At 73.4% G+C, this 13,615-nt stretch carries 12 protein-coding genes; 2 read left to right on the forward strand and 10 right to left on the reverse strand.

Annotated features, from left to right (window positions below):
- Positions 1-42 precede the first annotated feature (42 nt).
- Genes BLU82_RS21135 through BLU82_RS21155 form a run of 5 tightly spaced genes read right to left on the reverse strand, consistent with a single transcriptional unit; the run spans position 43 to position 4,639 of the window.
- Positions 43-963 (reverse strand): type II secretion system F family protein, encoded by a 921-nt coding sequence (locus tag BLU82_RS21135; RefSeq protein WP_092623047.1) that lies wholly within the window; start codon positions 961-963, stop codon positions 43-45.
- Positions 960-1,820 carry a type II secretion system F family protein gene (locus BLU82_RS21140; RefSeq protein WP_092623048.1) on the reverse strand — a complete coding sequence of 287 codons (861 nt, stop codon included), beginning with the start codon at positions 1,818-1,820 and terminating at the stop codon, positions 960-962. The genes BLU82_RS21135 and BLU82_RS21140 overlap by 4 nt, the downstream gene beginning before the upstream one ends.
- Entirely contained in the window at positions 1,817-3,118 is a 1,302-nt protein-coding gene (locus BLU82_RS21145; RefSeq protein WP_092623049.1) for a CpaF family protein, read from the reverse strand. The genes BLU82_RS21140 and BLU82_RS21145 overlap by 4 nt, the downstream gene beginning before the upstream one ends.
- Positions 3,119-3,123: 5 nt before the next feature.
- Positions 3,124-3,903 carry a hypothetical protein gene (locus BLU82_RS21150; RefSeq protein WP_092623050.1) on the reverse strand — a complete coding sequence of 260 codons (780 nt, stop codon included), beginning with the start codon at positions 3,901-3,903 and terminating at the stop codon, positions 3,124-3,126.
- A gap of 4 nt (positions 3,904-3,907) precedes the next feature.
- Positions 3,908-4,639, reverse strand: coding sequence for an SAF domain-containing protein (locus BLU82_RS21155; protein ID WP_092623051.1), 732 nt, complete (start codon positions 4,637-4,639; stop codon positions 3,908-3,910).
- A gap of 324 nt (positions 4,640-4,963) precedes the next feature.
- Between BLU82_RS21155 and ndk the strand changes: the two genes are divergently transcribed.
- Positions 4,964-5,371, forward strand: coding sequence for a nucleoside-diphosphate kinase (gene ndk / locus BLU82_RS21160; protein WP_197682370.1), 408 nt, complete (start codon positions 4,964-4,966; stop codon positions 5,369-5,371).
- A gap of 1 nt (position 5,372) precedes the next feature.
- Here the strand turns inward: ndk and BLU82_RS21165 are convergent, their stop codons facing one another.
- From BLU82_RS21165 to BLU82_RS21175, 3 genes are read right to left on the reverse strand one after another with little or no spacing between them, the layout of a single operon-like run.
- Positions 5,373-5,717 carry a DUF4233 domain-containing protein gene (locus tag BLU82_RS21165; RefSeq protein WP_092623053.1) on the reverse strand — a complete coding sequence of 115 codons (345 nt, stop codon included), beginning with the start codon at positions 5,715-5,717 and terminating at the stop codon, positions 5,373-5,375.
- Positions 5,714-7,045, reverse strand: coding sequence for a folylpolyglutamate synthase/dihydrofolate synthase family protein (locus BLU82_RS21170; protein WP_092623054.1), 1,332 nt, complete (start codon positions 7,043-7,045; stop codon positions 5,714-5,716). Before BLU82_RS21170 ends, BLU82_RS21165 begins: the two co-directional genes overlap by 4 nt.
- A complete protein-coding gene (locus BLU82_RS21175; protein WP_092623055.1) occupies positions 7,042-9,630 on the reverse strand; it encodes a valine--tRNA ligase in 2,589 nt (862 codons plus the stop codon). The genes BLU82_RS21170 and BLU82_RS21175 overlap by 4 nt, the downstream gene beginning before the upstream one ends.
- 45 nt (positions 9,631-9,675) lie before the next feature.
- Between BLU82_RS21175 and BLU82_RS21180 the strand changes: the two genes are divergently transcribed.
- Positions 9,676-10,647: a ketopantoate reductase family protein gene (locus BLU82_RS21180; protein WP_092623056.1), complete on the forward strand. Its 972-nt coding sequence runs from the start codon at positions 9,676-9,678 to the stop codon at positions 10,645-10,647.
- 603 nt (positions 10,648-11,250) lie between these two features.
- Here the strand turns inward: BLU82_RS21180 and BLU82_RS21185 are convergent.
- Together BLU82_RS21185 and BLU82_RS21190 are read right to left on the reverse strand one after the other, a co-directional pair.
- Complete coding sequence (locus BLU82_RS21185) at positions 11,251-12,162, reverse strand: NADP-dependent oxidoreductase (protein WP_092623057.1); 912 nt, start codon at positions 12,160-12,162, stop codon at positions 11,251-11,253.
- Positions 12,159-13,595: a GuaB1 family IMP dehydrogenase-related protein gene (locus BLU82_RS21190; RefSeq protein WP_092623058.1), complete on the reverse strand. Its 1,437-nt coding sequence runs from the start codon at positions 13,593-13,595 to the stop codon at positions 12,159-12,161. Before BLU82_RS21190 ends, BLU82_RS21185 begins: the two co-directional genes overlap by 4 nt.
- Positions 13,596-13,615: the final 20 nt, after the last annotated feature.

The raw sequence follows: 13,615 nt of genomic DNA on the forward strand, positions 1-13,615 counted from the left end.
TTCTCCTCGTGGTGGGGTAGGTGGTTCGATTCGCGAAGGTCGTCAACTCTGCTCCAGCACCCCCATCAACGCGGGGTACACGAGGAAGAGCAGGAACCCGCAGCACAGCACCAGCTGGGCGACCAGCATGGACTGCGACCGCTGCCCGGCCTTCCCCTCGATCTCGGCCAGCTCGCGGCGCCGCAGCGAGCCGGCCCGCGCGGCCAGCGACTCGCGCACCTTGGCGCCGTCCTCGGCGACCAGCGCCAGCGCCGCGGCGAGGTCGCGCAGCTCGTCGACGCCGACCTCGTCGCCCAGCTCGCCCAGCGCCGCCCAGGGGGTGACGCCGTGCAGCCGGGCGGTCAGCAGCGTATCGCGGATGCGCACCATGGCCCATCCGTCGCTGAGCGACGACGCCGCCTGCAGCGCCTCGGGGACGCCGCGGCCGCCGGCGAGGTTCATCGCGACGAGGTCGAGGAACGAGCCGACGACGTGACGGAAGTCGCGGCGGCGGTCGGCCGCGCTGGACCGTGCCGACAGCGTCGGGATCAGCCCGAAGATCAGCGCGAGGACGATGCCGATGACGGTGCCGGCCGGGATGCTCAGCCCGACCTGCGCGAACGAGAGGATCGCGGCCAGGACCACCGGCATCAGGAAGCCGACCAGCGCGGCCAGCACCGACGTCGCGAGGTGGCCCTCGACGGACTTGCCGAGCAGCGAGAGGTCGCGGCGCAGCGAGCCGAGGTTGATCCCCACGCCCTCCAGCGCGCCGCGCAGCCGGCCGCCGAACCGGCGCATCGTGGCGGACTCGCCGCTGCCGGACGTGACGGTGGCCGCGGTGAGGCGGTCGCGACGGGCCCGGCTGCGCTCGGCGTCGAGGCGGGCCAGCGCGGCCGCCGGGTTGACCCGCGGGACCGCGAGCACGTAGCCGAGCAGCAGCGCGCCCGCGCCGGCGATGGCGCCCGCGACCAGGACCAGCGTCATGCTCGCACCTCCCCCGGCTCGGCCGTGACCAGGAACCGGGCCGGCGTCTCGAACTTCGCCAGCCGGCGCATCCAGAGGAAGCCGATGGCGAAGATGCCGATGACGACGCCCAGCACGATCTGCCCGGCCGGCGAGTTGTACGGCTCGACGAAGCTGCGGTTCACGATCGACAGGCCGACCATGAAGAACAGGCTGACGCCGACGACGATCTGCACCGAGCGGCGAGTGCTGGCCCGGCCGGCCATGACCCGCTGGCGCATGTCGAGCTCGGCGCGCGCGGAGTCGGCCAGCGACGACAGCACCTGCCGCAGGCCCGGCCCACGCAGCCGGGCGTTGAGGATCAGCGCCGACACGACGAGGTCGGCACTGGCGTCGTCGAGGTCGTCGGCGAAGCGCTCGAGCGCCTCGGGCATCGGCATGCGGATGCGCAGCCGGTCGGCCAGCAGCCGCAGCTGCGGCTGGATGGACGGCGCTGCCGCGTACACCGTGGCCGGGATGGCCTGCTCGAGGCCGACGGCGCCGGCGATGGTGTCGCGCAACGACTCGGTCCACGACGCCAGCCCCTCGAGCCGTGCGATGGACGTCCGCTCCTCCTTCGCCCCGCCGAACAGCGCCGGCCAGAACGCCACGAGCAGACCGGCACCGATGGCCGCCACCGGCCAGCGGGTCAGCAGCAGCGTGCCCACGCCGGCGACGATGCCGTACACCGTCTGCTTCCCCAGCCGCTCGACCACCGACCGGTTCGAGCCCGGCGACGGCGGCTTCGGCTCGCTGCCGCGAATCGCGACGATCAGCAGCAGCACCGCGGCGCCGATAGCGGCGCCGATGAGGGTGATCAGCAGGATGGTGGGGCTCACGCGACCACGCCCGCGTTGGCGTCGTAGCCCACCGCGATGAGGTCCTCGATGCAGGCGATGGGGGCGGCCGGCACGGCGACGCCGTCGGGGCCGGAGGCGAAGATCTCACTGGAGAGCACCCGGCCGTCGACGCCGTTGATCTCGCGGATGCTGGACACGAACCGGCGCAGCCGGCCGCCCTCGGCGAACTCGTTGCGCTTCTCGACGAACACGACGAAGTCGATGGCGCCGGCGATCAGCATCATCGTCGCCTCGACCGGCAGCCGCTCGACCGACTGGATGGCGTAGGTCGAGATGCGGTTGAACACCTCGATCGAGCTGTTGGCGTGGATGGTCGACAGCGAGCCGTCGTTGCCCTGGCTCATGGCGTTGAGCATGGTGACGATCTCGTCGCCCAGCACCTCGCCGACGATGACCCGGCTGGGGTTCATGCGCAGACTGCGGCGGACCAGCTCGGCCATGGTGATGGCGCCCTGGCCCTCGGAGTTGGGCAGCCGCTCCTCGAACGCGACGACGTTCGGGTGCAGGTCGGCGAACTCGCCCAGGCCCAGCTCGAGCGCCCGCTCGACGGTGATGAGCCGCTCGCCCGCCGGGATCTCGTTGGCCAGCGCCCGCAGCATGGTGGTCTTGCCGGCGTTGGTGGCCCCGGCGATCATGATGTTCTTGCGCGCGGCCACGGCCGCGGACAGGAACGCGGCCAGCTCCTCGGTGACCGAGCCGTAGCCGACGAGGTCGTCGAGGTGCACCCGCGACAGCCGGGCACGCCGGATCGAGATGGCCGGCCGGGCGCACACGCCCATGACGGCCGAGAGCCGGCTGCCGTCGGGCAGGCGGAGGTCGAGCTGCGGGTTCGCGGAGTCGAACGGGCGGCTGGTGAGGCCGGAGTAGGCGCCCAGGATCTGCACCAGCTCGACCAGCTCGTCGTCGCTCTCGGCGACCGGCGCGCCGTTGACCTCGCGGCCGTCGGAGTACTGGATGAAGACGTTGTCGCAGCCGTTGATGTCGATGTTCTCGACGTCGAGGTCGTCGAGCAGCGGCTGCAGCCGGCCGACGCCGAACAGCGCGGCGTGGATGCCGGAGGAGATCTCCTCCTCTTCCTCCGCCGACGGCGGCGTGCGCCCGGCCGCGATCTCGGCCCGGGCGTGCGCGTCGAGGACCCGGCTGATGACGGCGCGGGCGAACTGCCGCTCGTCCTCGCCCGACATCGGCGGGATGCCGTTGGAGGCGTCGTCGCGGCGCTGCCGGGCGAGGGTGTCGGCGACCTCCTCGCGGAGGGTGCGGACGAGGTTCTGGTCCACCGTGGTCAGCTCCTGCTCGGGATGCGCGTGTGTGCCTCGGCCAGCCGGCGCACGGAGTCGCTGAGCTCGCGGGCCGAGCGGACGAGCAGCGAGCGGTCGATGCGACGGCTCCACCGGCCGGCCAGCGCGCCCGCCGCCTTGGGGTCGTCGGCGACGCGGCCCAGCACGGTGACCTGGTGGCCGTCGTGCTGCAGCAGGCGGTCGAGATCGCGCGGGCCCGCGGTGTCGCGGCTGTCGGTGACCAGCGCGATGCCGACCGGGATGCTGCCGGCCGAGCCGATCTGCAGCGGCTCGGCCAGCCAGCGCAGCCGCTCGCGCAGGTGCGCGTAGTACTCGATGCCCGGCCGGACCACGAAGACGACGGCGTCGGCGGCGTTCATGACCGGCAGCAGCGGCGTGCCGGGGACGATGCGCCCGCAGTCGACCAGCACGTCGACCGGCATGTTCTTGAGCATGGTGCCGAGCGCGGGCCAGGCCGAGCCGATGCCGGTGAGCTGCTCGGGCCGGGTGACGCCGGCCAGCAGGTCGAGGCCGCCGTCGGCGGTCTGCAGGTGCTCGGCCAGATGGGCCTCGGCGACGCCCCGGCGCGCGGCCGCGGCCAGCGAGAGCAGGCCGCGCTCGGGGTCGAGCGGCTCGCCCTCGGCGTCGCGGTGACGCAGGGCGAGGTCGCCGCCGGCGGGGTCGAAGTCGGCGACCACGACGTCGTGCGGCCAGATGGCGCCGAGGGCGTTGACCGTGGTGGTCACGCCCGGGGAGCCCTTGGCGGACGCGAACGCGATGAGCACCGGGTCAGTCCTCCTCGGAGTCGAACGGGACGCCCCGCTCGACCAGCGTGACGACCAGTTGGTTGGTGGCGGCCAGGCCGCCGACGGTGGCGGCGTCGCCGCGGTCGACCAGCAGCGTGACCATGGAGCCGGCCCCGCCGCCGGTGTTGCCGGTGCCCTCGGCCGCGGTGGCCGACGCGACCCGCGCGCCCTCGACGACGGTCTTGCCCTCACCGGTGACGATGGACACGAGGTCGACGATGTCGCCGGCCCGCAGCCCGCCGGCCGGCAGGAAGCCCTGCGCGAGGAACGCGCCGACGGCGGTCTGGCCCTCCGACAGCGGCGCCTGCGTCTCCAGCATGGTGGTGTCGAGCAGCTGGCCCTCGGCGAGGGCGACCCGGGCGTACCGTCCGACGACGTCGTCGGCCTGCGACTCCGGGATGAGGCTGTCGAGCTCGGAGGCGACCTGCGTGGTCTCGAGGTCCTCGCGGGCGATCTGCTCGCCCGCGGCGACCGGCCCGGCCAGGACGAGCACGGGCGTGCGTTCGTCGACGCGCATGGCCAGCAGCGCGGCGACCGCCGCCCCGCCGACGATGAGCAGCACCGCCAGCGCGGCCAGTGCCGGGCGGCGTTGCCGCGGCGGCGATGGCAGCCGCGTGCTGTCGGCGCGGACCCGCTGGTTGCTGCGGATGCCGCGCTGTTCCCGTGCGCGCTGGCGCTCGTTGGCCGCGTCAGTGGTCTGAGTTGTCCCCGCCATGAGGTGCCTCTACCGCTCCTGCCTCGTCTCCCCGTCGCTGCCCTCCCGAACCGGCCGGGACGGCCGGGTGCAGCCGGGGGGACCGGATCGGAGCCTCGACCTGTCGGCAACCCCGCTGCCCCCTGGACGTTCGGGGGAACATTACCTCGGACGCCTGACCGTGGTCATGCCCCCTGCCAGATGTTCACCCAGCACGGTGGACGCTACCGGCGGCCGCTTTCACGAGCCTTTCATCGCCGCTGCCACGCACCTGACGCGTGTGCGGGCCGTCGTATTGGCTACTGTCTGACCATTGCCGATCCGTCCGACCGCACAGGAGCACCCGTGTCCGAGCGCACGCTCGTCCTGATCAAGCCCGACGCCGTCCGCCGCGGCCTGATCGGGGAGATCCTGGCCCGCTACGAACGCAAGGGCCTGTCCATCGTCGCGCTGGACCAGCGCACCATTGACCCCACCCTCTCCGACGCACACTACGCCGAGCACGTCGAGAAGGCGTTCTACCCCGCGCTGCGCGAGTTCGTCACCGGCGGCCCGCTGGTCGCGCTCGTCCTCGAGGGCGACCAGGCCATCGACGTCGTGCGGGCCATGAACGGCGCCACCGACGGCCGCAAGGCCGCGCCCGGCACCATCCGCGGCGACCTCTCGCTGTCCAACTCCGAGAACCTCGTGCACGCCTCCGACTCCCCCGAGTCGGCCAAGCGCGAGCTCGACCTCTGGTTCCCCGGCCTGTAGCTCAGCCGTCGTCCTGCTGCGCCTCGCGCGCCGCCTTCTCCCGCTCGACCTGCGGGCCGATGCGCAGAAGGACGAACCACAGGAGGGCGAAGATGCCGCCCAGGATGAGCATCTGCGGCACGACGAAGCCGGCGGCGATCGAGCCCACCTGGGCCGCCGTCCCGAGCACGTAGCCGGGCCGCCCGCGGCGCACCGTCGCCGCGCCGAACACGCACAGCAGGGCGATGCCCCCACCGGCCAGCCAGGCCGGCCCGCGCCCGACGTCGGCGATGTTGATGGCGACCGGGACGGCCAGCAGGACGACGATGACCTGGATCGACAGGATGGTGGCGGCGATGCGGTTCACGACGCCGCCCCGAACGCCACCCGCGCGTCGCCCGCCGTCACGACCGAGCCGGTGACGACGACGCCATAGCCGCCCAGCGACTCCTCGCGCTCGGCCAGCGCCAGGCCGGTGTCGACCGCCTCGGGCAGCGGCACCGCCTGGTGGACGCGGTCCTGGCCGAATACGTCGACGGCGATGTTGGCCAGCTGGTCGACCGGCATGGTGCGCGGCGACGAGTTCTCCGTGACGACGACGGCCTCGACCACCGGCTCCAGTTCGGTGAGGATGCCCTCGACGTCCTTGTCGGCCATGGCGGCGACGACGGCCACCAGCGCGGTGCCGGCGAACTCCTCGGTGAGCGCCGCCGCGAGCGCCGCCGCGCCGGCCGGGTTGTGCGCGGCGTCGGCGAGGACGACGGGGCCGCGGCGCAGCGCCTCGAGCCGTCCGGGCGAGGTGACCCGGGCGAACGCGGCCCGGACGAGGTCGGCGTCGAGCGGCTCGCGCCCGCCCCCGACGAACGCCTCGACGGCGGCCAGCGCGGCCGCCGCGTTGTGCGCCTGGTACTCGCCGTGCAGCGGCAGGAAGATCTCGTCGTACGGCCCGGTCAGCCCCTGCAGGCCGATGACCTGCCCGCCGACGGCCATCTCGCGGCTGCGCAGGCCGAACTCCAGCCCCTGCCGGGCCACCGTGGCGCCGGTCTCGGCCACGCGGGCCAGCAGGATCTGCGCGGCGGTGGCGGTCTGCGGGCCGAGGATCGCGTAGCCGCCGGGCTTGATGATGCCGGCCTTCTCGGTGGCGATCTCCTCGATGGTGTCGCCGAGGTACTCGACGTGGTCGACGGCGACGGGGGTGACGACCGCGACGCGGCCGTCGGCGACGTTGGTGGCGTCCCACGCGCCGCCCATGCCGACCTCGACGACGGCGGCCTCGACCGGGGTGTCGGCGAACGCGGCGTAGGCCAGCGCCGTCAGCACCTCGAAGTAGCCCAGCGCGACGTCGTGCTTGGAGTCGACGAGGTCGAGGTACGGCTTGACCTCGGCATACGTGGCGGCGAAGCGCTGCGGCGTGACGGGCTCGCCGTCGATGACGATGCGCTCGGTGACCGACTGCAGGTGCGGGCTGGTGTAGCGCCCGGTGCGCAGGTTCAGCTCGCGCAGCAGCGCGTCGGCCATGCGCGCCGTCGACGTCTTGCCGTTGGTGCCGCCGATGTGCAGGACGGGGTAGGCGCGCTGCGGGTTGCCGAGGAGGTCGACGAGGTCGCGGATGCGCTCCAGCGACGGCTCGACCCGCGTCTCGGGCCGCCGGGCCAGCAGCTCCGCCTCGATGCCGGCGAGGACGTCGTCGGTCACGGCGTGCCCTGCGGGAGCCCGGCCAGCTGCGCCTCGAGCCGGGCGATCTCGGCCTCGGCGGCCGTGCGCCGGCCGCGGACCTTGTCGACCTCGGACTCCGGCGCCTTGGCCAGGAACTGCTCGTTGCCGAGCTTGCGCAGCGCCTGCTCCAGCGCCTTGCGCTCGTTGGCGAGATCCTTGCTCAGGCGCTTGCGCTCGGCCTCGACGTCGACGGCGCCGGAGAGGTCCAGCTCGACGGTGACGGCGCCGACCACGACCTGCGCGGTGGCCGCGAAGCCGTCGTCGGGCGTGGTGAGGCGGGTCAGCGACCGGAACGCGGCCTCGTGCTCGGCCGCGCCGCCGGCCACCCGGGCCGGCACCTTCTGGCCGGGCTTGAGCCCCTGGTCGCTGCGGAACCGGCGCACCTCGGTGACCAGCCGCTGCAGCTCGGCGACGGTGGCCTCGGCCGCGGCGTCTTGGCGCGACGCGTCGGGCTGCGGCCAGTCGGCCACCACCAGCGACTCCTGGCCGGTCAGCGTCGTCCACAGCGCCTCGGTGACGAACGGCGTGACGGGGTGCAGCACCCGCAGCAGGCGGTCGAGGACGTGCCCGAGCACCAGCCGGGTGTTCTCGGCCGCGGCGCCGCCCAGCTGGGTCTTCGCCAGCTCGACGTACCAGTCGCAGAACTCGTCCCACGCGAAGTGGTAGAGGGTGTCGCTGAGCTTGGCGAACTGGTAGTCCTCGAACTGGGCGTCGACGTCGGCGAGGACGGTGTTCAGCCGCGACAGGATCCACCGGTCGGCCGACGTCAGCTCCTCCGACGGCGGCAGCTCACCCACGCGGGCGCCGCTGATCAGCGCGAACCGGGTGGCGTTCCAGAGCTTGTTGCAGAAGTTGCGCGACGCCTGGACCCAGTCCTCCCCGATGGGGACGTCAGCGCCGGGGTTGGCGCCGCGCGCGAGCGTGAACCGCAGCGCGTCGGACCCGTAGGCGTCCATCCAGTCGAGCGGGTCGACGGCGTTGCCGAACGACTTCGACATCTTCTTGCCGCGCTCGTCGCGGACCATGCCGTGCAGCGCGATGGTGTGGAACGGCACCTCGGTGTTCGCGTAGAGCCCGAACATCATCATCCGGGCCACCCAGAAGAACAGGATGTCGTAGCCGGTGACCAGCACCTGGTTCGGGTAGAACTTCTCCAGCGCCGGGGTCTCGTCGGGCCAGCCGAGCGTCGAGAACGGCCACAGCGCCGACGAGAACCAGGTGTCGAGCACGTCCTCGTCCTGCGTCCAGCCCTCGCCGCTGGGGACGTCGTCGTCGGGGCCGACGCACACCACTTCGCCGTCCGGCCCGTACCAGACCGGGATGCGGTGGCCCCACCACAGCTGCCGCGAGATGCACCAGTCGTGCATGTCGTCGACCCAGCCGAACCAGCGCGACTCCATGGACTTCGGGTGGATGGCGACCCGGCCGTCGCGGACGGCGTCGCCGGCGGCCCGCGCGAGCGGGCCGACCTTGACCCACCACTGCAGCGACAGCCGCGGCTCGACGACGGTCTTGCACCGCGAGCAGTGGCCGACGGCGTGCACGTACGGCCGCTTCTCCGAGACGATGCGGCCCTCGGCGCGCAGCGCGGCGACGACGGCCGGACGGGCCTCGAAGCGGTCGAGACCCTGGAACGGGCCGTGCGCGGTGATGACGCCCTGCTCGTCCATGATGGTGAGCATCGGGAGGTCGTGGCGCCGGCCGATCTCGAAGTCGTTGGGGTCGTGCGCCGGCGTGACCTTCACCATGCCGGTGCCGAACGACGGGTCGACGTGCGGGTCGCCGACGATCGGGATGCGCCGGCCGGTCAGCGGCAGCTCGACCTCGGTGCCGATGAGGTGCCGGTAGCGCTCGTCGTCGGGGTGCACGGCCACGGCGGTGTCGCCGAGCATCGTCTCGGCCCGCGTGGTGGCCACGACGACGTCGTCGCTGTAGCGGATCGAGACCAGCTCGCCGTCGTCGTCGCTGTGCTCGACCTCGATGTCGGACAGCGCGGTGTGGCAGCGCACGCACCAGTTGATGATGCGCTCGGCGCGGTAGATCAGCTCGTCGTCGTAGAGCCGCTTGAAGATGGTCTGGACCGCCCGGGACAGGCCGTCGTCCATGGTGAACCGCTCGCGGCTCCAGGCGACGCCGTCGCCGAGCCGGCGCATCTGCGCGAGGATGCGCCCGCCGGACTCGGCCTTCCACTCCCAGACCTTCTCGACGAACGCCTCGCGGCCGAGGTCGTGGCGGGAGGTCCCGGTCTTGGCCAGCTCGCGCTCGACGACGTTCTGGGTGGCGATGCCGGCGTGGTCCATGCCCGGCATCCACAGCGCCTCGTAGCCCTGCATGCGCCGCCGCCGCACCAGCGCGTCGATCAGCGTGTGCTCGAACGCGTGGCCCAGGTGCAGCGACCCGGTGACGTTGGGCGGCGGGATGACGATGCAGTACGGGGGCTTGTCGCTCTTCTCGTCGGCCTCGAAATAGCCGCGCTCGACCCAGCCCTCGTAGAGCGGCGCCTCTACCGCCGCCGGGTCGTAGACGGACGGCAGGGTGGGCTCGGGAAGAGTGGACTCGGTCACGCCGCGGAATTCTACTGCGGAGGGCGGCTCGATACCGTACCGACCATGGCTTTCGTGATCTACGGCGCCGGCGCCGTCGGCGGCGTCCTGGGTGCGCGCCTGCACTCCGCCGGTTTCGACGTGCGGCTGATCGCCCGCGGCGCGCACCTGTCCGCCATCCGCTCCGGCGGGGTGCGGCTGGAGTCGCCGGAGGGCGCGACGACAGTGCCGGTGCCCGCGTACGGGTCGCCCGCCGAGGCCGGGGTCGGCCCGGACGACGTGGTGCTGCTCACCATGAAGAGCCAGGACACGCCGGCCGCGCTGGACGCGCTGCGCTTGGTCGCCTCGTCGACGACGCCGGTCGTGTGTCTGCAGAACGGCGTGGCCAACGAGCGCCTGGCGTTGCGGCTGTTCTCGCACGTGTACGGCGTGTGCGTGATGTTCCCGGCTGCGCACATCGAGCCGGGCGTCGTCCAGGCGCGGTCGGCGCCGGTCCCGGGCCTGCTCGACCTCGGCCGCTACCCCGGCGGCGTCGACGAGACCGCGCGGTCGGTGGCGGCCGCGTTCTCCAAGGCCGGGTTCGTCTCCGAGGCGCGCGACGACATCATGCGGTGGAAGTACCGCAAGCTGATCATGAACCTCGGCAACGCGGTCACCGCCCTGTGCGGCACCGGCTCGGGCCCCGCCGCGCAGGTCACGGAGCTGCTGCGGTCCGAGGGCGAGGCCGTGCTCGCGGCGGCCGGCATCGACGTCGTCGACGACGAGACCGACCGCGCCCGGCGCGCTGACCTGCTGCGGACGCCCGCCTTCGAGGGCCAGGCACCTGAGGGCGGCTCGTCGGTGCAGAGCCTGCTGCGCGGCACCGACACCATCGAGGCCGACCACCTCAACGGCGAGATCGTGCTGCTGGGGCGGTTGCACGGCGTGCCGGCCCCGGCGAACGAGCTGGTCAGGCAGCTGGCCGTGGTGGCGGCGCGGGAGCGGCGGGCGCCCGGCTCGGTGCCGGCCACCGACCTGCTGGCGCGGCTCGCGGCCTGAGTCGGCTCGCCATTGCCTCAGTTCGCCGGTTTGCTGCCGTGCGCCGCTGTTCGCCAGTCGGCCGTCCCCCTGGCGCCCATTCTCTTGGCCGCGCACGCGCGCCTCAAGCGGACTTGCGGGGCGCTTCGCGCCGGCGAAGGTCCGCTTGACCCGCACGCCCGCGGCCTAAGAACGGGCACCTATCAGGGGGACGGGGAAGGACTGGGCACGCCCCGGTGTCGCCGAGCCGGCCGCGGAACCGACTTCGATAGCCGGAACCCACGCGATCGGCCCGCAACGGCGCCCAGAACGCAATGCCCGCTATCGAAGTGGCCAACCGCCGCCTGCACGACCCGGCGACGGCGCACCGGGCACCACCCAGCCAGGGGCCGGCGGCTGGCGGCTGGCGGCTGGCGGCTGGCGGTGCACCGGGCGGGCTGTGCCCGCACTTCCCCGTCCCCCTGATAGGTGCCCGTTCTTGGGCCGCGGTGCCGCGGGTCAAGCGGTCGCCCATCGCGCGAAGCGCCAATCGGGTCCGCTCGAGGCGCGGTGCCGCGGCCAAGAGAATGGGCGCCAGGGGGACGGCCACTGCCGCAGAGCGGCGAACGGCGGGACCTGGGTCGGTCAGTCCACTGTCAGGACGATCTTGCCGCGCAGGTGGCCGGTCTCGCTGAGCTCCTGCGCCTCCGCGACCTGCTCGAGCGGGAACGTGGCGGCGATCGGCATCCGCACCGTCCCCTGCTCGACCAGCGGCAGCACGGTCTCGAACACCTGCGGCAGCGGCAGGTCGGCGCTCCAGCTGGCCCGCACGCCGTACTGCGACGCGGAGCCGTCGGCGATGGTGACGACCCGGTCCGGGCCGCCGGCCAGCTCGACGGAGACCGGCAGCACGTCGCGCCCGGACGCGTCCAGGACGGCGTCGACGCCGGTGGGGGCGAGCGCTCGCACCCGCGTGGCCAGACCGTCGCCGTAGCGGACGGGCTCGACGCCGAGGGAGGAGAGGAACTCGTGGTTGGCCGGGCCAGCGGTGCCGATGACCCGGGCGCCGCGGGCCAGCGCCAGCTGGCTCGCCACCAGGCCGACAGCACCCGCGGCGGCATGCACGAGCACGACGTCGCCGGCGCGGACGTCCAGCAGGCGGATGACCCGGAACGCCGTCTCGCAGGCCACGGGCAACGCGGCCGCCTGCACGAACGTCATTGCGCCCGGCTTGGCCACCAGCCCCGCGGCCGGGACGACGACGTGGGTGGCGGCCGACCCGGGCGCCAGCCCGAACACCGCGTCGCCCACCGCCCAGCCATCGACGTCGGGGCCGAGCGCGTCGACGACGCCGGAGCATTCCAGGCCGACCCGCGCCGGCTCGGCCGGCGCGCTCTCGTGCGCGTACAGGCCGCGCCGCGCCTTGGAGTCGTACGGGTTGACGCCGGCGGCGCGGACCGCGACCCGCACCTCGCCGGGCCCGGGCTCGGGCAGCTCGACGGCGTCCAGCGACAGCACGTCAGGACCGCCGTACCGGGCGTACCGGACGGCCCTCACCAGCTCACGTCCACGGGCATCCCCTCGGTGTAGCCCGAAGCACTCTGCACACCCACGACGGCCCGCTCGCGGAACTCCTCGATGGTCGCGGCGCCGACGTAGGTGAATGCGCTGCGCACACCCGCGACGATGGTGTCGACGAGGTCCTCGACGCTGGGCCGCGACGGCGAGAGATACATGCGCGCCTGCGAGACGCCCTCCTCGAAGATGCCCTTGCGGGCCCGCTCGAACGCGGAGTCCTCGGCCGTGCGCAACCGGACGGCGCGGGCCGACGCCATGCCGAAGCTCTCCTTGTACAGCCGGCCCTCGCCGTCGCGCAGGACGTCGCCGGGCGACTCGTAGGTGCCGGCGAACCAGGACCCGATCATGACGTTGTCGGCGCCCGCGGCCAGCGCCAGCGCGACGTCGCGCGGGTGCCGCACGCCGCCGTCGGCCCAGATGCGGACGCCCAGGTCGCGGGCGCGCGCGGCGCACTCGAGGACGGAGGAGAACTGCGGCCGGCCGACGCCGGTCATCATGCGGGTGGTGCACATGGCGCCCGGTCCGACGCCGACCTTGACGATGTCGGCGCCCGCCGCGACGAGGTCGCTGACGCCCTCGGCCGTGACGACGTTGCCGGCGACGACGGGTACCTGCGGGTCCAGCGCGCGGACCCGGCGCAGGACGTCGAGCATGCGTTCCTGGTGGCCGTGCGCGGTGTCGACGACCAGCACGTCGGTGCCGGCCGCGAGCAGCGCCTTCGCCTTGCCCTCGACGTCGCCGTTGATACCGACCGCAGTGCCGATGCGCAGCCGCCCGCCGTCGTCGAGCGACGGCTGGTACAGGGTGGCCCGCAGCGCCCGCTCGCGGGTCAGGATGCCGGCGATGCGGCCGTCCGGCCCGACCACCGGGGCCAGCCGGTGCCGTCCGTCGTGGAGCTGGGTGAACGCCTCCTCGGGCGCGACGCCGGCGGGCAGCGTCAGCAGCTCGCGCGACATCACCGAGTGCAGCTGGGTGAAGCGGTCGACGCCCTGGCAGTCGGCCTCGGTGACGACGCCGACGGCGCGGCCGTCCTCGACCACGATGACGGCGCCGTGGCCGCGTTTGGGCAGCAGGTTGTACGCCTCGCCGACGGTGCCGTCGGGCGGCATGGTCAGCGGGGTGTCGTAGACGGTGTGCCGGGCCTTCACCCACGCGATGACGTCGGCGACGACGCCCGGCGGGATGTCCTGCGGGATGACGGCGAGGCCGCCGCAGCGCGCCAGCGTCTCGGCCATGCGCCGCCCGGACACCGCGGTCATGTTCGCCGCGACCAGCGGGATGGTCGTGCCCGTGCCGTCGGCGGTGGTGAGGTCGACGTCGAGCCGCGACCCCACCTGAGAACGGTTCGGCACGAGGAACACGTCGCTGTAGGTGAGGTCCTGGTCAGGGACCTGGTCGTGCAGGAACCGCATGTGTCGCCTCCCCCGGCTCG

Source organism: Jiangella sp. DSM 45060 (genome assembly GCF_900105175.1).
GTDB lineage: Bacteria > Actinomycetota > Actinomycetes > Jiangellales > Jiangellaceae > Jiangella.